20 protein-coding genes are annotated in these 17,523 nt (G+C 49.9%); 11 read left to right on the forward strand and 9 right to left on the reverse strand.

Annotation, left to right across the window (positions count from 1 at the left end):
• Window position 1: 1 nt before the first annotated feature.
• Window positions 2-235, reverse strand: coding sequence for a hypothetical protein (locus C6Y40_RS12920; RefSeq protein WP_105934932.1), 234 nt, complete (start codon window positions 233-235; stop codon window positions 2-4).
• Between the two features lie 97 nt (window positions 236-332).
• On the opposite strand from C6Y40_RS12920, the gene pip reads away from it, so the two are divergent.
• The 4 genes from pip to purT all read left to right on the forward strand — a co-directional run bounded on the left by pip (window position 333) and on the right by purT (window position 3,890).
• Window positions 333-1,274 (forward strand): prolyl aminopeptidase, encoded by a 942-nt coding sequence (gene pip, locus C6Y40_RS12925; RefSeq protein ID WP_105934933.1) that lies wholly within the window; start codon window positions 333-335, stop codon window positions 1,272-1,274.
• Window positions 1,275-1,281: 7 nt separating this feature from the next.
• Window positions 1,282-1,719, forward strand: coding sequence for a D-aminoacyl-tRNA deacylase (gene dtd, locus C6Y40_RS12930; protein WP_105934934.1), 438 nt, complete (start codon window positions 1,282-1,284; stop codon window positions 1,717-1,719).
• A gap of 75 nt (window positions 1,720-1,794) precedes the next feature.
• The gene (locus C6Y40_RS12935; protein WP_105934935.1) at window positions 1,795-2,703 is read left to right on the forward strand and encodes a bifunctional GNAT family N-acetyltransferase/hotdog fold thioesterase; all 909 of its coding nucleotides are present in this window, start codon (window positions 1,795-1,797) and stop codon (window positions 2,701-2,703) included.
• Entirely contained in the window at window positions 2,700-3,890 is a 1,191-nt protein-coding gene (purT, locus tag C6Y40_RS12940; protein WP_105934936.1) for a formate-dependent phosphoribosylglycinamide formyltransferase, read from the forward strand. The genes C6Y40_RS12935 and purT overlap by 4 nt, the downstream gene beginning before the upstream one ends.
• Window positions 3,891-3,966: 76 nt before the next feature.
• Here purT and rpoH read toward each other — a convergent pair whose 3' ends face one another.
• Window positions 3,967-4,800: an RNA polymerase sigma factor RpoH gene (gene rpoH / locus C6Y40_RS12945; protein ID WP_240621956.1), complete on the reverse strand. Its 834-nt coding sequence runs from the start codon at window positions 4,798-4,800 to the stop codon at window positions 3,967-3,969.
• A gap of 539 nt (window positions 4,801-5,339) precedes the next feature.
• Here rpoH and C6Y40_RS12950 point away from each other — a divergent pair.
• The gene (locus tag C6Y40_RS12950; protein ID WP_105934938.1) at window positions 5,340-6,560 is read left to right on the forward strand and encodes an EAL and HDOD domain-containing protein; all 1,221 of its coding nucleotides are present in this window, start codon (window positions 5,340-5,342) and stop codon (window positions 6,558-6,560) included.
• Between the two features lie 130 nt (window positions 6,561-6,690).
• Window positions 6,691-7,935: an EAL and HDOD domain-containing protein gene (locus tag C6Y40_RS12955; RefSeq protein ID WP_105934939.1), complete on the forward strand. Its 1,245-nt coding sequence runs from the start codon at window positions 6,691-6,693 to the stop codon at window positions 7,933-7,935.
• 6 nt (window positions 7,936-7,941) lie between these two features.
• Here the strand turns inward: C6Y40_RS12955 and C6Y40_RS12960 are convergent, their stop codons facing one another.
• Genes C6Y40_RS12960 through ftsY form a run of 4 tightly spaced genes read right to left on the reverse strand, consistent with a single transcriptional unit; the run spans window position 7,942 to window position 11,548 of the window.
• Entirely contained in the window at window positions 7,942-8,526 is a 585-nt protein-coding gene (locus C6Y40_RS12960; RefSeq protein WP_105934940.1) for an acyl carrier protein phosphodiesterase, read from the reverse strand.
• Window positions 8,527-8,537: 11 nt separating this feature from the next.
• Window positions 8,538-9,518: a permease-like cell division protein FtsX gene (gene ftsX / locus C6Y40_RS12965; RefSeq protein ID WP_105934941.1), complete on the reverse strand. Its 981-nt coding sequence runs from the start codon at window positions 9,516-9,518 to the stop codon at window positions 8,538-8,540.
• Entirely contained in the window at window positions 9,515-10,198 is a 684-nt protein-coding gene (gene ftsE, locus C6Y40_RS12970; RefSeq protein ID WP_105934942.1) for a cell division ATP-binding protein FtsE, read from the reverse strand. The genes ftsX and ftsE overlap by 4 nt, the downstream gene beginning before the upstream one ends.
• A gap of 54 nt (window positions 10,199-10,252) precedes the next feature.
• Window positions 10,253-11,548: a signal recognition particle-docking protein FtsY gene (ftsY, locus tag C6Y40_RS12975; RefSeq protein WP_105934943.1), complete on the reverse strand. Its 1,296-nt coding sequence runs from the start codon at window positions 11,546-11,548 to the stop codon at window positions 10,253-10,255.
• 104 nt (window positions 11,549-11,652) lie between these two features.
• Here ftsY and rsmD point away from each other — a divergent pair, with 104 nt between their 5' ends.
• Window positions 11,653-12,252, forward strand: coding sequence for a 16S rRNA (guanine(966)-N(2))-methyltransferase RsmD (rsmD, locus tag C6Y40_RS12980; protein WP_105934944.1), 600 nt, complete (start codon window positions 11,653-11,655; stop codon window positions 12,250-12,252).
• On the opposite strand, the gene C6Y40_RS12985 is transcribed toward rsmD, so the two are convergent.
• Window positions 12,249-12,833 (reverse strand): YjaG family protein, encoded by a 585-nt coding sequence (locus C6Y40_RS12985; RefSeq protein WP_105934945.1) that lies wholly within the window; start codon window positions 12,831-12,833, stop codon window positions 12,249-12,251. The genes rsmD and C6Y40_RS12985 overlap by 4 nt on opposite strands.
• A gap of 45 nt (window positions 12,834-12,878) precedes the next feature.
• Window positions 12,879-13,475: a YhgN family NAAT transporter gene (locus C6Y40_RS12990; RefSeq protein ID WP_105934946.1), complete on the reverse strand. Its 597-nt coding sequence runs from the start codon at window positions 13,473-13,475 to the stop codon at window positions 12,879-12,881.
• Window positions 13,476-13,592: 117 nt separating this feature from the next.
• On the opposite strand from C6Y40_RS12990, the gene C6Y40_RS12995 reads away from it, so the two are divergent.
• A complete protein-coding gene (locus C6Y40_RS12995) occupies window positions 13,593-13,775 on the forward strand; it encodes a helix-turn-helix domain-containing protein (protein ID WP_105934947.1) in 183 nt (60 codons plus the stop codon).
• Window positions 13,776-13,797: 22 nt separating this feature from the next.
• Here the strand turns inward: C6Y40_RS12995 and pepB are convergent, their stop codons facing one another.
• Window positions 13,798-15,075, reverse strand: coding sequence for an aminopeptidase PepB (gene pepB / locus C6Y40_RS13000; protein ID WP_105934948.1), 1,278 nt, complete (start codon window positions 15,073-15,075; stop codon window positions 13,798-13,800).
• A gap of 32 nt (window positions 15,076-15,107) precedes the next feature.
• Here pepB and sfsA point away from each other — a divergent pair, with 32 nt between their 5' ends.
• The 3 genes from sfsA to gluQRS all read left to right on the forward strand — a co-directional run bounded on the left by sfsA (window position 15,108) and on the right by gluQRS (window position 17,512).
• The gene (sfsA, locus tag C6Y40_RS13005) at window positions 15,108-15,812 is read left to right on the forward strand and encodes a DNA/RNA nuclease SfsA (protein WP_105934949.1); all 705 of its coding nucleotides are present in this window, start codon (window positions 15,108-15,110) and stop codon (window positions 15,810-15,812) included.
• Window positions 15,813-16,024: 212 nt separating this feature from the next.
• The gene (dksA, locus tag C6Y40_RS13010; protein WP_070174721.1) at window positions 16,025-16,474 is read left to right on the forward strand and encodes an RNA polymerase-binding protein DksA; all 450 of its coding nucleotides are present in this window, start codon (window positions 16,025-16,027) and stop codon (window positions 16,472-16,474) included.
• A gap of 117 nt (window positions 16,475-16,591) precedes the next feature.
• A complete protein-coding gene (gene gluQRS / locus C6Y40_RS13015) occupies window positions 16,592-17,512 on the forward strand; it encodes a tRNA glutamyl-Q(34) synthetase GluQRS (protein ID WP_105934965.1) in 921 nt (306 codons plus the stop codon).
• Window positions 17,513-17,523 lie beyond the last annotated feature (11 nt).

Genomic DNA, 17,523 nt, shown 5'->3' on the forward strand with positions numbered 1-17,523 from the left:
TTTAATCAACACCTCTGAACCTGGCCGCGTCGATAATAGCCCACAAGTGAAAGATTGCGCCGACAAACCACATAAAGAATAAAATGACCGTGGCGCCCAGTGCATAACTTACTGCAGTCACCACAAAGAAGAATAAGGCCGCCATAATCCGGCCCTGAACCAGTTGCCCTAAACCAGGAATAAAGAAACTACAAATCGCGGCAATTACGTTGCCGCCAGAACCTTGTCCAGCCATGATAACTCCGGTTAAATACTCTTTTACTGTTTAAACTAAATGAATTAGGGTTGAGATACAATCATTTCACCTTTCTGATTTGTAAGAGAACTTGTCTATGTCCGGCGTATGCTATCAACATGGTTTACTTTCCGGCAGTGATGGCCATCGGGTTTACTATGAGCTAAGTGGCAATCCGAACGGCGAGCCTGTGCTGGTTATCCATGGCGGGCCCGGCGCCGGATTAGGCACTCGTTATACTCATTTTTTTGATCTCAGTGCCTATCATGTTATCGGCTTTGAGCAGCGCGGCTGCGGGCGTTCTCAACCCTACCTGTCGCTGAGTCATAACACCACCCAGGATTTACTTACCGACATAACCCGGCTACGCGAACATCTCAGTATCACCCGCTGGCTTATGTTCGGCGGTTCCTGGGGCACTACCCTGGCCTTGCTTGCGGCAGTCCGCGAGCCTGAAACAGTGAGCGGGCTTATTCTGCGTGGGATTTTTTTGGCGCGGGAAGAAGATTTTAAATGGTTTCTGGCCCCTGATGGCGGAGCAGCGCAAATTTACCCGGATGCTTATCAGCGCTTTATTGAAGAAATTGAAAACCCCACCAGTTTTACCGCTGTTCTGGCCCATTACAGCAAGGTGTTTTCAGGAGCGGATGAGCGCCGGCGTCACCAGGCGGCTATCCGCTGGTACCAATGGGAGGAAGCGATTGCCAGGGTGCATTCACCGGGCGAGCAGGTGCAACCTGAGTCTGCCCACCCATTGATGCTGAGCCTGGCAGTACTGGAATGGCACTACATCACCAACCGCTGCTTTATCAGCGAAAATGAAATTCTTCAGCAGGCGCATCGCCTGGCCGGCATTCCCGGCAGGATAATTCACGGCCGCTGTGATACGGTTTGCAAACCTCAGGGCGCCTATGCCTTGCATCAGCGATGGCCAGACAGTAAGTTACTGCTGATTGACGGCGCAGGCCACAGCAGTGCTGAACCAGCAATTGCTATGGCACTGCGCGAGGCAACCCATCAATTTATTTTAAAGCGCTAGCACATCTATGATTGGACTCATTCAACGCGTAAACGAAGCCTGCGTGACCGTAGCGGGCGAAACAGTGGGCGAGATTGGCCCGGGGATCCTCATCCTGTTGGGTGTGGAAAAAAATGACACCCAGGCTGAAGTGGAAAAGCTCGCCACGAAGTTAACAAATTACCGTATCTTCAGTGATGAAGATGGCAAGATGAATCTGAATATCAGGCAAACTGGCGGCGCCGTATTGGTCGTATCGCAGTTTACTCTGGTAGCCGACACCCGCAAAGGTAACCGGCCAGGCTTTTCTCGCGGTGCCACACCAGAGTTAGGCAACGCCTTGTATGAAGCGTTTATCCAGCGGTTACAAACCATGGATATTCCGGTTGCCAGTGGGCAGTTTGGCGCCGACATGCAGGTTCAGTTAATCAATAATGGTCCGGTCACCTTCCATCTACAGGTATAATTTTCCGGTTCGCCTCTTGCTGTTGGTAGAGCCTTAAGATTTAATGTGGGCCCTAATTTAATTTGAGGTAAGGCTGTGTTCAAAATAGTCACACCGCAAACCGATGATGCTTTGGCGGCTTATTATCATTTCCGCTGGCAGTATTTGCGCCAGCCATGGAATTTCCCTCCGGGCTCAGAAAGAGACGAGTACGAGCAAGTCAGCGAACACCGCATGGTGGTGAATAATGACGGCGATATTATTGCCTGTGGCCGGGTGCATTTAAACACCGCCGAAGAAGCGCAAATCCGTCATATCGCAGTACACAGCGATTACCAGCGCCGGGGGCTCGGCCAGTTTATGCTTAACGCACTGGAAGCAGTAGCCCGAGAACTAGGTGCCATTCGTGCTGTTACCAACAGCCGGGAGATATCCATTGATTTCTTTCAGGCCTGTGGCTTTAAAGTAGAGCGGGAGGCGCCTAATGAACTGGGCCTGCTGAAACGCCAGCAAATGGTGAAGAAGCTGGACGACTTTTCCTTACTGGTGTTACACCCCGAATGGTGCCAGGAACTGCAAAATACCTGGACCGAAACCATCCCGATTACTGAGCATATGGGCATCAAGCTGCATCAGTATACCGGCAAAACGCTGGAAACCCGGGCCTCGCTAAATAAAAATATCAACATCCACGGCACTATGTTTGCCGGCAGTATTTTCTCGCTGGCCACTTTAACCGGCTGGGGGATGATTTTTCTACAGCTCAAAAATAAAGGTCTGGATGGCGACATCGTGCTTGGCGATGGCAATATCCACTACCATAAACCCATCACTATGAAGCCCCGCGCAGTGTGTAATATTGAACGCCTTAAAGGCAAATTCACCCTGTTGGAAAAAGGTAAGAAATGCCGTCTGGAGCTGGAAGTTGAAGTGCTGGACGATACTCAGCCGGTGGCAGAGTTTCACGGTATTTACTGGGTATTGCCCAAAAAGGAGGACAAATGACAACACTAAGTACGCCTTTTACACCTCAGGCTAAAAAGGTGCTGCTACTGGGTAGTGGTGAGCTGGGTAAAGAAGTGGTGATAGAATGCCAGCGTCTGGGCTGCGAAGTGATTGCCTGTGACAGCTACGCCAACGCTCCGGCCATGCAGGTAGCCGATCGCAGCTATCAGTTTTCCATGTTGGATGCCAAAGCACTGCGTGAGGTAGTAGAGAAAGAAGCGCCGGATCTGATCGTGCCAGAGGTAGAGGCCATCGCTACCGCTGAGCTGGTTGAACTCGAAAAAGAAGGCTTTACTGTAGTGCCAAGCGCTAATGCGGTTAATCTCACTATGAACCGCGAGGGCATTCGCACCCTGGCCGCAGAAACATTAGCCCTGCCGACGTCGGCGTACCGCTTCGCCAGCGATAAGGCACAATTTGTCGCAGCAATAGAGGCCATCGGCTATCCCTGCTTTGTAAAGCCTATTATGAGCTCCTCAGGCAAAGGACAGAGTCGACTAACCGGCCCTGACGATATTGAACACGCCTGGCAGTATGCACAGGAAGGTGGCCGAGCCGGAGCGGGCAAAGTGATCGTTGAAGGACATGTGGATTTTGACTACGAAATTACCTTGCTGACCGTGCGCACGCGGCAAGGCGTAACATTCTGCCCGCCCATTGGCCATATACAAAAAGACGGCGATTACCAGTATTCCTGGCAACCCACCGCGATGAGTGACGCTGCTCTGTCTGGAGCCCAACAAATAGCGGATAAAATTACCGGGGCACTGGGTGGCTATGGCTTATTTGGCGTAGAACTGTTTGTCTGTGGTGAGGAGGTGATTTTCAGTGAGGTTTCCCCGCGCCCACACGATACCGGCATGGTCACACTGATTTCGCAGAATCTGTCAGAGTTTGCTTTACACAGCCGGGCGATTCTGGGCTTACCCATACCAAATGTCAGCTGTTATGGCCCGAGCGCTTCAGCGGTCATCCTGGGCTTTGGTGAGGGCAACCGCATTAGTTTTAGCAATCTGGATAAGGCTCTCAGTCAGCCGATGACTGATTTACGCCTGTTCGGCAAGCCCACCATCAACGGTAAGCGCCGTTTAGGTGTAGCACTGGCTCGTGGCGAGACCATTGAGTCTGCCGTTGCCACGGCCCGTGAAGCAGCTGATCTGGTGAATATCACCATCGCTAAAGACTAACCAACGCTGATAAGAAACCTGCACAAACAAAAAAGCGCCTACAAGGGCGCTTTTTTGTTTTTTAGAAGAGAGACTGTTAGCCTGCCATGGCAGCCTGCAGTTTCTTCATTGCATTCTTTTCAATCTGACGGACTCGCTCTGCTGATACCTGGTATTTATCTGCCAGATCCTGCAGGGTGGTTTTATCGTCCGCTAACCAGCGCGTTTCGATAATATCCTGACTTCTATCGTCCAGGGTTTTCATGGCTGAGTATAAACGCTTAGTCGCGTTGGCATCCCAGTCGTCATTGATTACGGTGGACTCGACGTCTTCTGATTTATCTTCCAGATACTGAACCGGGGCAAAGCTGCCGTTTTCATCGTCATCAGCACTCAAATCAAAAGCCTGATCCTGGGAGCTCATCCGCGCTTCCATTTGCAGCACTTCTTTCGTACTGACACCCAGTTCATTCGCCACGGTTTGCACTTCTTCGTGACTGAACCAGCCCAAACGCTTCTTCGCTTTGCGCAAATTAAAGAACAACTTACGCTGGGCTTTAGTGGTCGCCACTTTAACGATACGCCAGTTTTTCAGTACAAATTCGTGAATCTCGGCTTTAATCCAATGCACGGCAAAAGAAACCAGGCGCACACCCACTGACGGGTCGAAACGCTTTACCGCTTTCATTAAGCCAATATTGCCTTCCTGAATAAGGTCTGCCTGAGGCAATCCGTATCCTGAATAAGACTTAGCAATATGCACAACAAAACGAAGGTGAGACATTACCAGCTTACGTGCCGCATCGATATCTTCATCTTCACGCAGACGTAGCGCCAGTTCGCGCTCTTCGTCAGCGGATAGCATGTCAATCGTGCTGACAGCCTGAATGTAACCTTCAATACTTCCATTGTGTGGAACAGACAGGGCCATTGATTGTAAGTTTTTACTTGTACCCACGCTCATAGTCACCTCAAAAAAATCCTGTTTACTTCACTTAATCTGATAACAAAAATGCTCATTGGCGAAGCTTAGGTTGATAGCAATTTCGCGGCCCTCAGGCGGCGACGCACCAACCAATCAAAAACGAAATATAGGGGTTAATACCATACTTATCAAGACCCCGATATCATAAAAAAGTTCAAATTTTTACGTCTGCGATAGCTAACCGGATGAAGAGTGTAGAAAAACCACTTTTTCAGCGCAATAATTAACCGCCACCATCATGTAACTTTTTGTTACTGCCACACGCACAGCGGCTTCTATTAGCAGATGACCGCCTTCTGTGGGCAGCGCTTTCAGAGAAAAGCCTTAATTGACCACCTGCTACCGGTGAATAACACTATCAACTATGCAAAATTTGCATTGGGCAGGTGATAATGAATGCTATTCGACGTATATTACCTCTATTGGACAGAACAAGATCAATAAACGCAAATGAATTGCGCTGAACTGCATGATATGGGGATCGGATGTTTGCCTATGTAGCGCGCCAGCCAATTGTTGATACCTCTCAACAATTATACGCCTATGAATTGTTATTCCGGGACGGGGAGAAAAACTGTTTTCCCAATATATCGCCCGATGAAGCGACTTCACGGATACTCGCTGCCAGCCATTTGAATGTGGGGTTGGAAGCGGTAACCAACGGTGCGCTGGCATTTATCAACTTTCATACCGATACACTGCTTTACCGCTTTCCTACCAGCCTCGACCCCAATAATGTGGTCATCGAAATAACCGAAACCGTTGATGTCAGTGATGATCTGGTGGAAGCCTGTCAGCAAATTAACGCTCAGGGCTACCGGCTGGCACTGGATGATTACGATCTCGAGGAAAAATGGCAGGCTCTGTTACCGCTAATCAGTATTGTGAAGTTTGATATCACTACCGTCACGGACCAGCAAATTCGCGAAACGGTGCCCCTTCTGAAGGCGCATAACATTAAATTAGTGGCTGAGCGGGTGGAGACCAAAGAACAATTTCATTATTACCGCCAGCTGGGTTTTGACTATTTTCAGGGTTACTTCTTTGCTCGTCCTGAAGTTATCCGCCACCGTAAGATGAGCTCGTCGGCCGTCAATATGCTTGAATTATTAAAAGAAAGCACAGCGGCTGAACTTAACATTGAGAATATTAACACGATTCTCGAGCGGGATGTCTCTCTTTCCTATCTGTTACTCCGGTTTATTAATAACCCCACGGTGAACAAGCGTAACGAAATCACATCGTTGAAGCACGCCATGAACTTTATGGGTGAGCAGGAAGTGCGTAAGTTTATTGCCCTGCTGTCACTGGCTAATTTATCTGACGGCCAGCCTGGTGAAATCCTCAGCATGAGTCTGGTGCGAGCCCGTTTTTGTGAGCTTATCCTGGTTGCGATGAAAGACCACAGCAAACCAAACAGTGGCTTTCTTACCGGCATGTTGTCACTTATCGATACTCTGATGGAACAGGAGATGCGAGAACTAGTGAGCAAATTACCGCTTCCCGGTGATGTGAGTGGCGCTTTATGCGGTGAAAACAATCAACTTAAACAATGCTTACACCTGGCCACCGCCTTTGAACGCGGCCAATGGGGTATTGTAAGAGCGATTGGCACGCGTTTCGGCCTCACCCAAAAGCAGCTGCACGAAATTTATATCAGTGCGCTCAGCTGGGCAGCGGCTTTGCAAAATGAAGTACGCAACTAATTATCGCGCAGAACAATGCGCCGGATCAGCCGGTTTTGAATAACTAAAGATGGATCAAAGGTTAACCATCGGTTAAAGTTTGTCTAGGCCTGTTGTTGAGGCCAACGGTATAACAAGGATAATTATTTTAATGTTTGCATTTATCGCTCGCCAGCCAATTCTAGACCGGGAAAAGGACGTTTTCGGTTATGAACTGTTGTTCAGGGATGGTAAATCCGGTACCTACCCTACCCACGATAACGAAAAGAGCCGCTACATCGCGGAACATTTTCACACCCTGGGCCTGGATGATATCTGCGGCGATAAAACCTCGTTTATCAACTTTCATAGCGACACACTGATTGCCGGTCTGCCCGCAACTCTGAACCCTGATACGGTGGTCATTGAGCTATCTGAATATCCGGCACAACAAGCGGCGCTAGTGGATGCCTGCAAACATGTAAAACAGCTGGGCTTTAAACTGGCGATAGATGATCCGGCGATGATCAGCGGCCAACATTCTATCTTTCCGCTTATAGATATACTTAAAGTGGACGTGCACAAAGCCAATTACAGTGTGATTGAGCAGAACATTCCCCGTTTTCTGCAATCCAGCATTCAACTGGTTGCAGAGAATGTCTCAAATCACGATGACTTTGTTGTTTGTAGGGATTTGGGCTTTGATTTATTCCAGGGTTACTTCTTTGCAACGCCAGAAAAAACCGTGCAACGTCAGCTACCTGCGTCAAAAATGAACCTGGTTGACCTGATGGGCGAAAGCGCCAGCTCGCAGTTTAATCTGGAGCGCATTAACCAGATTGTAGAACGCGATGCCGCCCTGTCGTTTTTATTACTCAAGTTTATTAATAACCCCACTATTAATAAACGCTACAAGATCACCTCATTAAAGCATGCGCTCAACTACATGGGCGAGGTGGAAATTAAGAAATTCATCGCCTTGTTGTCGCTGGCTCATTTAGGCGACGACAAGCCGCTTGAATTGCTGCATATGTCTTTGGTACGGGCTAAGTTCTTCGATCTGCTCGCTCAGGAGCGTGGACTTAATTCCGATCCGCCAATTGGCTTTTTAATTGGCCTGTTTTCGTTACTCGATGCCCTGCTTGACCAGGAAATGCCGGATATTTTACGCCAGCTCCCGCTGACCGACGAAGTTAACGATGCGCTGCTATGCAAATCGGCTGAATTCAATCACTATTTGAAACTGGTTCGTGCCTTTGAAGGGGCGCTGTGGATGAATGTGATCCGTGAATCCAGAGAGCTCAACATCGACCAGAAATACCTGCACAGCTTGTACAATCAGGCCATTGTGTGGGGCAACGGGGTACGCAAAACCATTTCGTCTTACTTCCCGAAAAAGCAGGTCATCGACAAATAAGGTCGCTCAGTCTTCCACGCCGTGCTGGCGCACAGCGGCTAGCAATTGTGGAAAGAATGTCAGAAACGTTTGTTCAAACAGCGCATAATTTTGCTGTACGTCCTCAATACTGCCATGAAAATTGTGCTTAAAACGAATGCGACTGGCTGTTCGCTCCAGCGCCCGTTCAACGCCCTGCAAATGGCTATAGGTATCCAGCCAACGATGAGTCAGCATACTCCCGACCATTGCCTGCATATTCTCGGGCATTATGCTGACGCGCCGTCCCAGACAATCATAGGCGCGCTGGCTAAACACCGTGAAGCTTTCTTCGCTGTAAAGTGACCAGTGCTTGATTAAGAAATGATCAAATAACACGTCCAGCATAATGCCGGCAAACCGCCTGCGCCCGGCAGAGACTTCACCACGGGCATGACGCACGATGCTGTGCGAATCGGTAAATTTATCCACAAAGATATGGTTAGCAACGCCCGCTCTCACGGCATCAGAATAGCTGTTAAGATCAACACCACGGCGGAAATCACCCAGCAAATTACCGAAGCAGGAGTCGGCGGTGGGCCGGGCTAAAAATAAATGGGCCAGATAGTTCATAGCGAAAAAGGTTACTGCGGCTCAATTTCCCGCACATGCCGTTGCACCGAAATCAACGACCCCACCAGCCCCAGCATCACCGACAAAAACAACATGGTAAGCAACGCCGAACCGGTTAAGCCGGTAATGTGAAAAGACTTGTCGTATAAACTGGCAAACGCCTGAATGCTGCTGTCCATCCACCATAAAATAATGATAACCGCCATCCAGGCGATTACGCCTCCGAGCAAGCCATACCAGAATCCGGTATAAAGGAACGGCCGGTGAATAAAGCCGTCAGTGGCCCCCACCAGCTTCATCACCAGAATTTCGTCCCGCTTGTTGAGGATATTCAGCCGAATGGTATTACCGACAATCAGGATCACGGCAATAAATAACAATACGCCAATGATGGTAACCAGCTCGGTAGCGATTTGCAGAAAGCCGTAAAGCCGCTCCAGCCACTCGATGTCCAGCTTGCCAATATCAACCTCGCGCTGTCTTTGCAGTTTTTCGAGCAATAGTTGCGCTGCGGTTGGTGCGGTGTGCTTTTCGCCGGGAGTCACCAGCACCACATTCGGTAGCGGATTGGCTTCCAGATATTTCACCGCATCACCTAAACCGGACAGTTGTTTAAATTCTTCCAGCGCATCATCAGCGGGAACATAAACCACCTTGTCTATTTCCGGCCAGGTTTGCAGCCGGGTGATTAACTGCTGCGCCTCTGCAGCGCTGGTCTGCTCCTTCAGAAACAATGATATTTCGGCAGCCTGCTCCCAGCCTGCGCTGATTTTTTCGGTATTTTTTACCAGAATATACAGCGTGCTAGGCAAAGTAATACTAAGTCCCAATACGCCAATGGTCATTAGAGATGCCGCAGGTTGGCGCCACAGCTCGCCAAGACTTCCCAGTGCCTGACGAATGTGATTAACGAAGAACATGACAAAGCGCTGAGCAATATTGATTTTACGTTCACTGGCGCCCTGACTACGGCCTTTAAACAAAATACTCATAGTCCGTCCTCGCCGTCGGTTAAGCCGTCGGTGATCATTTTGCCGTTCTTAAGCGTCAGCGTGCGATAACGCATACGTGCAATCAGGCCCAAATCGTGGGTAGCTATGAGTACCGAAACACCGGCCTGATTGAAATCTTCAAACAGGCGGACAATTTCCATGGACAATTTGGGATCGAGGTTACCGGTCGGTTCATCGGCCAGCAGCAGAGGCGGTTTATTGACTACCGCCCGGGCAATCCCAACCCGCTGTTGCTCACCGCCAGACAAGGTTATGGGTAAATTACGTGCTTTACTGCGCAGCCCTACCATTTCCAGCGCGGCATCCACCCGCTTGGCAATTTCTTTGTGACTGTACCCTTCGATAACCAGGGGCAATGCCACGTTATCGAAAACGGTTTTATCCATCAGCAGTTGATGGCTCTGAAATATCATGCCGATATCACGGCGAATATAAGCAATCTGGCGCCGTTTAATGACGTTGAGATCGTGACCATTAATAAGCACCCGGCCAACCGTAGGACGCTCCATAATACTGATCAGTTTAAGCAGGGTACTTTTACCGGCCCCGGAATGGCCGGTTAAAAACGCCATTTCGCCCTGGGCTATGTGAAAGTCGACTTTAGACAGCGCTCGCTGGCCGCCGGGATACGTTTTGCTTACCTGCTCAAATCTGATCATCAAGGATCCTGACTATTCTGTCTGTTGTTTTTATTAAGATTAACCAATACCAGATTAACTTTTCTCACCCTCGCTGAACAGCGCATCAATAAATTCGTCGCCGTTAAATCCACGCAGGTCATCAATGCCTTCACCCACTCCGATATAACGGATAGGAATACCAAATTTATCTGCAATGGCAAAAATCACCCCGCCCTTGGCTGTTCCATCAAGCTTGGTCAGGGTAATACCGGTGAGGCCTACGGCTTCCCTGAACAGTTTCGCCTGGCTAATTGCATTCTGGCCGGTAGCGGCATCAACGGTGAGCATCACTTCATGGGGCGCATCCGGGTTGAGTTTTTTCATTACCCGCACCACTTTTTTCAACTCTTCCATCAGGTTGTCTTTGTTCTGTAAGCGACCGGCGGTATCGGCGATAAGAATATCAGTCCCTTTGGCTTTAGCAGACTGCAAGGCATCGTACAACACCGAAGCGCTGTCTGAACCGGTAGGCTGGGCGATAACCGGAATATTGTTACGCTCCCCCCACACTTGCAACTGTTCCACCGCCGCAGCCCGGAAAGTATCACCGGCTGCCAGCATGACTTTTTTGCCCTGCTGCTGAAACTGCTTGGCCAGTTTACCAATGGTGGTAGTTTTACCTACCCCATTAACGCCAACCATCAGAATAACAAAAGGCCCCTGGGCTTTATCGTGATTGGCAATCACCTCCGGTAGTGGTTGCTGTACGGCAGTGAGCATGGTTCTGAGTTGCTGTTTAAGCAATTCGTAAAGCGCATCGCCGTCTTTCAGTTGTGAATGTTTAGCGCCTTCCACCAAACGGTCGATTATTTTCTGGGTCGTATCCATGCCCACATCGGCCACCAGCAACTGCGTTTCGAGCTCCTCGTACAGTTCATCATCGATAGCCTTGCCACGGAACAGACTAACGATACCGCTGCCGAGGTTGGCTTTAGTGCGCGATAAACTGGCTTTCAGGCGCCCAAAAAACGATTTCTTTTCAGCTGCAACAGCCTGCGTTACCGACGGTTGCTCAACCTCAGGTTCTGGTTCAGGTGTTACCTGTTCCTGCGGTGCAGCTTCTACCGCATCAACCACCTGCTCTTCCGAAGTTTTCGGTTCATCGGTTGATACTTCCTCGGCTGCGGATCCAACCGGGTTGCGGGGTTGGTCGGCTTCATCTGCTACGTCCGGCTGCGCTTCTTCAACCGGCTCTGGCTCAGGCAGTTCTTTTTCAACAGCTATGACTTCATTGCTGTCTGACGTTTCTTCTTGTGGGGGATTAGTTGCTGGTTCCGGGGTTTTATTTTCATTTTTGTTTTTGTTAAACCAGCCAAAGAGTTTAGACATTGTGTTGACAATTCCTTACTGAGAAACCGCTTTGTGCGGTAAACTACTGAATATTAATTTAAGCGTGCTGCTTGCATCAGCACATAATACCATCGACTGGCATAATGAATCGAGTAGCAAAACCAACCTCACGCCATAACAAGAAAAGTGGCAGCGTACGCATTATTAGTGGCCAGTGGCGCGGTCGCCGGTTACCCGTGTTGGATGCTGAAGGGTTACGCCCCAGTACCGACCGTACCCGCGAAACACTGTTTAACTGGCTTATGGCCCATGTCCAGGGTAGCCGGGTACTCGATGTTTTTGCCGGCTCCGGTGTCCTGGGATTAGAGGCGTTATCCCGCTATGCCAGAGAAACCGTGTTTATTGAGAAACATGCCCCCACAGCCAAACAGTTAAAAGCTAATCTCAATACGCTGCAAGCCGGTGCTGAGGTTCACTGTAACGATGCAATGGCGGTATTACCAACGCTAAGCGCTCCCTTCGATATAATTTTTGTCGACCCGCCCTTTGGCCATGATTTAGTCAATCCTTGTCTGGCTGCGCTCTATAAGCATCAGTTGCTTGCCGAAAACGCGCTGATTTATGTTGAGCAGGAAATCAATGGGCCGGCACTCGCCCTGCCTCCGGGCTGTGAGGTAATCAAGCAAAAGCAAACAGGCCAGCTGGCTTATTGTCTGCTTGAGTATACCAACGCAACGGTTTAAGGGTTTATTTCGAGGCCAATATTGCTGATCCCTTCACTGGCGGCAATGATTTTAAGCTTTGCTACTTTCTGTGTCATTGGCGCTTTGGTGGTTACGGCGTCGAGCAATTCCTGTTGTATAGCTATTTCAAACTGCATCAGTGGATGGGTTTTAACATCGTCTTCCGTGGCTTCGCCGCTGGCCAGCAGATAGGCTTCAACGCTGCCCTGGGACAGTTTACTGACAACCACGGCGCCATGGGGATCCACTTTCATAATCAGGTTGATGGCCGACGACATGGCAATAGCAGCGTCCAGCGCAGGATAAACGCCAAAAGAGTCGTAATCGCTGACATCCGGCGTTGCCTCTTCCACCTTTTCCAGTTGCGTGGCGAAGTTAATCTTGCTCTTCGGGCTGCACAGGGATTCCCAGATAAGATCGAGGCCCTTTGACAGGGTATCAGGCTCAGCAAACTCCGTAAGCTCACAGAAAAGCTGATAATTGGGTACCATACGCTGCAGCAGCGCTGCACTGAACGCTATTGCATCAGCGCCTTCCAAAGCCCGCACCTGGGCGAATGTTGAGAGTTTAGTTGTCAAGATAACGCCTGTTGTTCAATCTGAAGCCATACAATATTGGGGCACATATTAACCTACCTGAGAAAAATAAGTACCCACACCGTCTAAAAACATTTGGATGGCAATCATTACCAGAATCATCCCCATCAGGCGCTCCATGGCAGTTAAACCACGTTCACCCAGCACCCGGTGAAATGCACCGGAGAACAGGAGAATAGTGGCACTCACCAGCCACGAGGCGCCAAGGGCCAGCGACCAGTCACCCATACGATCGGGACTCTGGTTAGAAAGCAGGATCAGAGCTGCCAGCGTTGACGGTCCGGCAATCAGTGGGATAGCCAGCGGTACAATATAAGGCTCCTCGCCTGCAGCAAGCCCTAGCGGACTGCCGCCGGCTTTAGGAAAGATCATCTTGAGAGCAATCAGAAATAAGATAATCCCGCCGGCAATACTAACGGTTTCCTGCTTCACGTTCAGAAAGTCCAGCACCGCCTGACCGCTAAACAGAAACACATACAAAATAATCAGGGCAAATAATAATTCACGTATCAGTACGATGCGTCGGCGCTTCGGCTCGATCATCTTCAGCACAGACATGAATATGGGCAGGTTGCCGAGCGGATCCATAATTAAGAACAGCATGACGGCTGCCGACCAGGTATCCATAATGGTTTGTCTCCCATCAAAACACAGGCAATATTTACCTATATTTAAAGTTTATTTCACAAATTACGCTTTTTGCGCTTTACTCTTTGTACCGCTTTCACTATGCAGGTTGCATTTATGAGTTTAATGACAGTCCAGGAGGTTGCGGATTTTCTTGATGTTCAGGAAATTCGCGTTGAGCGTCTACAACGTGAGAGTTTGCTCGTTGCAAAAGAGACAGACGGTAACGGCAATCCCTTGTTCGACTCTGTTGAAGTAGAAAAATACAAAACCTTAGCAGAACGACTCGGCGGCCTGTGACCACCGAGTAACCACTTTTCACTTACTGGCCGATAAATGCCGCCAGGGTTCTGATGCCGGCCGCTGTGGCGCCTGCCGGCATTTCGCTATTGGCACTGCCGTGATAGGCAGCGGCCAGGTCCAGATGCAACCAGCTGTCTGTTGGGCTGACAAAGCGTGATAAAAAGCCCGCCGCGTTCGACGCACCACCTGCACCACCGCCTTTCTGCGGACGACTATTAGCCGTATCAGCAAAGGCAGACGGGCACTTTTCCTGATGCCACGATTGTAGTGGTAATGGCCAGAACAGTTCCTGCTGGGTCTGTGCTTCACTTAAAAACGACTGGCTGAGCACCGGATTGAGGCTGAATACCGCATGATAGTCATATCCTAGCGCTACCGTAGCTGCGCCGGTCAGTGTCGCCGCATCAATGATACAGCCAGCTGCTGATTCTGAAGCCGCAATCAGGCCATCGGCGAGTACCAGGCGGCCTTCGGCATCGGTATTAACAATCTCCACACTCACGCCGTTTTTGTAGGTCAGTACGTCACCCAGTTTATAAGCATGGCCGCTGACCAGATTTTCAGCGCAGCATAAAAACAGCTTCACCCGTTTATTAAGCCCCTGCATTATAGCCAGCCCCAGCGCGCCGGTAACGGTTGCCGCACCGCCCATGTCGCATTTCATGTCCAGCATCCCTTCGCTGGATTTCAGGCTGTAGCCACCACTGTCGAAGGTAATTCCTTTACCAACCAGTGCAAACGCCACCGGCGCCTCAGGATCGCCACCTGGATTATAATCCAGTTCCAGCATAGCCGGAGGACGTTCACTACCGCGTCCGACATTGTATATCCCGGTCCAGCCTTCAGCAGCGAGCTGTTCACCGCTCACTACCCGGTAGGTTACCGCATCCCCGTTTAGTGATTGCAGCCAGTCAGCACTTTCCTGCGCCAGGCCAACCGGCGAAAGCTGTTCAGGCGTGTCGTTGGTCAGCTTGCGGGTAAACATCATCGCCGTCACCTGGCGCTCAGCTTCAGCTCGCTCAGCGTTATCGCACAAGGTAACTTCACCAGGGTTACGCGCCTTTGAAAAACTCATGACAAAGGTGACCTGTTCAATAACCGACCATTCGCCGCTGAGCGTGACTGACGGGATCCCGAGATTGTCTATCTGTCTTGCCGCTTTACGAATGCTGCGCAGACGGTCCGCGTCATCCCTGATGTGGAGAGTGATGTCGTTGCCGGAAAGACTTACCAACGCCTTGTCTCCCCAATGCGCAGGGGCCGGGTTGCTCGTGATCTTCACTTTCATGTCAGTCATAATGCTCCTTACTATTATTGTCAGGTTTATCTATGCAGTTTACTTCACCTTTGTTGCGCGGCACACTCCTTAAGCGCTATAAACGATTTTTTGCCGATATATTGCTCGACTCCGGTGAGCAGATTACAGCTCACTGCCCGAATACCGGGGCTATGACCGGCTGTGCCAAACCCGGGTTTACCGCCTGGGTCAGTCCCTCAGATAACCCAAAGCGTAAACTAAAGTTCACATGGGAACTGGCGGTCACACCTCAGGGTGATTGGATAAGCGTTAATACGCACCGCGCTAACAAATTGGTTCAGAGTGCGCTGGAAGCCCACACGCTGCCGGGAATAACAGACTATACCGAGGTTAAGCGGGAAGTCAGCCCGCCGGATTTCCACTCCCGTTTCGATTTTTGTGTTACCCGCAGCGATCATACGCCGCTCTACATCGAAGTAAAATCGGTCACTCTGGCCGAGGGTAATGAAGGCTTCTTTCCCGATGCGGTGACCAGTCGAGGCACAAAACACGCCGAAGAACTGGCCATGCTGGCTCGTCAGGGCGTCGCCACCGCTTTATTGTTCTGTGTTCAGCACAGCGGCATTCAAAATGTCCGTCTCGCCGAGCATATCGACCCGAAATACGCCCTCGCAGTGCGTCAGGCTGCGGCAGACGGAGTCAGGGTTTTCGCCGTAGGCTGCCAAATCAGCCAAGAAAAAATCAATATAAATCAGTCACTACCTGTTATTTTGTAAAAAAAGAGTTGATTTTTAGGAAATGGACGTCATATTTGCGCCTTGCTGAAATAAGCAGGTACCCTCGGGTACAACCATGGGGTAAACAATCCAGCACTATGTTTACCTCGTCAGACATAGACACTTTACGTTGCCTGTACAATACTATTCTGTTATAGATATTTGTTTTATTTCGGTACATTTAGGGTGTCGTAGTGTAGGAGAAGTGACACATGCCAGCTGAGAAAGAAACCAAATCCCTTGGTCTTTTGGCACTAGCCGGGCTCACCCCGTATCAGCCAAAAGATGACGAAGAGTATATGAACGATGCTCAGATGGAGCATTTTCGTCAAATACTGAAAGCCTGGCGTAACCAGTTGCGTGAAGAAGTAGACCGCACGGTTACTCATATGAAGGATGAAGCAGCGAATTTCCCTGATCCGGTAGACCGCGCCGCGCAAGAAGAAGAGTTCAGCTTAGAACTGCGCACCCGCGACCGTGAGCGTAAACTGATCAAGAAAATCGAAAAGACCCTGAAACGCATCGAAGAAGATGATTTCGGATTTTGTGACCAGTGTGGCATTGAAATCGGTATTCGTCGTCTTGAGGCGCGTCCAACAGCCGATCTGTGTATCGACTGTAAAACCATGGCTGAAATTAAAGAAAAGCAGCTCCAGGGTTAATGACAATTGCCGGGCAGTGTTGTAGTAACTGGCCGGTATTTTACTTCGTCTTTTATATCAAGTCCGTTTTAGCAGGGCTATTGGCCTGCGTCTTTTATTACCACAGTGTTTAACCACGTGAATCACTGCAGCAAACCCTCATATACCGGCCGCTTTGCGCCCTCACCTACCGGGCCATTACATTTTGGTTCGTTAATTGCCGCATTAGCCAGTTTTCTTGATGCCAGAGCCAATCAGGGCCGATGGCTGGTCAGAATGGAGGATATTGACCGCCCCCGGTGTATTGCTGGGATGGATATCAGTATTCTGGACTGCTTAGCTGCCCACGAGCTTACCTGGGATGGCGATGTACGCTATCAGTCTGCACAGTTACGCAACTACGATGAAGTACTACAAACCTTATCAGCGCAACAGGCGCTGTATGCCTGCCAGTGTACCCGCAAACAAATCAAAGCGTCCGGCGGCGTTTATCAGGGCACATGCCGTGATCTAAAGTTACCGCCAGAGGGCAATGCGCTCAGACTCAAGTGCGACCAACCGGTGACGACCTTTACCGATCAGTTACTCGGCCCGGTAGAGATAAACGATCCCCATGCACTGGAAGATACCGTGCTGCGTAGGCGCGATGGGCTGCACAGCTATAATCTGGTGGTCGTGGTGGACGATATTGCCCAGGGCGTTAATCACATTGTACGGGGCAGCGATTTGTTAACCACCACCGCCGCGCACCTGACCCTGTACCGTCAACTTGGCGCTCAACCGCCGCTTTATGCACACATTCCGGTTGCAGCGACCTCGTCAGGGCGTAAACTAAGCAAACAAAATCATGCCCGGCCACTCGATAACAATCGTGCCCTGCAAAACCTGCAACATGCACTGAGCTTTCTTGGATTCAGCAATATTGCAGAAAATCACAGCACGATATCGGCATTACTTAATGCAGCGATAGCGGCCTGGCAGTATAATAAAATACCGAAAAGACATGAAATTATTGTCGACGGGGCAGAATCTACTTATCATAACGCCCCTGAGAGTTAAGGAGTAGTTAC

Source organism: Marisediminitalea alba (assembly GCF_002993365.1).
GTDB classification, from domain to species: Bacteria; Pseudomonadota; Gammaproteobacteria; order Enterobacterales; family Alteromonadaceae; genus Alteromonas; species Alteromonas alba.

Coding starts and splice junctions, on each gene's coding strand:
- dksA (WP_070174721.1), top strand. CDS start 16,025: ATGCCAGCTGAGAAAGAAACCAAATCCCTTGGTCTTTTGGCACTAGCC.
- rsmD (WP_105934944.1), top strand. CDS start 11,653: ATGAATCGAGTAGCAAAACCAACCTCACGCCATAACAAGAAAAGTGGC.
- ftsY (WP_105934943.1), bottom strand. CDS start 11,548: ATGTCTAAACTCTTTGGCTGGTTTAACAAAAACAAAAATGAAAATAAA.
- C6Y40_RS12990 (WP_105934946.1), bottom strand. CDS start 13,475: ATGGATACCTGGTCGGCAGCCGTCATGCTGTTCTTAATTATGGATCCG.
- rpoH (WP_240621956.1), bottom strand. CDS start 4,800: ATGGCCCTGTCTGTTCCACACAATGGAAGTATTGAAGGTTACATTCAG.
- pepB (WP_105934948.1), bottom strand. CDS start 15,075: ATGACTGACATGAAAGTGAAGATCACGAGCAACCCGGCCCCTGCGCAT.
- ftsX (WP_105934941.1), bottom strand. CDS start 9,518: ATGAGTATTTTGTTTAAAGGCCGTAGTCAGGGCGCCAGTGAACGTAAA.
- sfsA (WP_105934949.1), top strand. CDS start 15,108: ATGCAGTTTACTTCACCTTTGTTGCGCGGCACACTCCTTAAGCGCTAT.
- ftsE (WP_105934942.1), bottom strand. CDS start 10,198: ATGATCAGATTTGAGCAGGTAAGCAAAACGTATCCCGGCGGCCAGCGA.
- dtd (WP_105934934.1), top strand. CDS start 1,282: ATGATTGGACTCATTCAACGCGTAAACGAAGCCTGCGTGACCGTAGCG.
- C6Y40_RS12955 (WP_105934939.1), top strand. CDS start 6,691: ATGTTTGCATTTATCGCTCGCCAGCCAATTCTAGACCGGGAAAAGGAC.
- C6Y40_RS12920 (WP_105934932.1), bottom strand. CDS start 235: ATGGCTGGACAAGGTTCTGGCGGCAACGTAATTGCCGCGATTTGTAGT.
- pip (WP_105934933.1), top strand. CDS start 333: ATGTCCGGCGTATGCTATCAACATGGTTTACTTTCCGGCAGTGATGGC.
- C6Y40_RS12960 (WP_105934940.1), bottom strand. CDS start 8,526: ATGAACTATCTGGCCCATTTATTTTTAGCCCGGCCCACCGCCGACTCC.
- purT (WP_105934936.1), top strand. CDS start 2,700: ATGACAACACTAAGTACGCCTTTTACACCTCAGGCTAAAAAGGTGCTG.
- C6Y40_RS12950 (WP_105934938.1), top strand. CDS start 5,340: ATGTTTGCCTATGTAGCGCGCCAGCCAATTGTTGATACCTCTCAACAA.
- C6Y40_RS12995 (WP_105934947.1), top strand. CDS start 13,593: ATGAGTTTAATGACAGTCCAGGAGGTTGCGGATTTTCTTGATGTTCAG.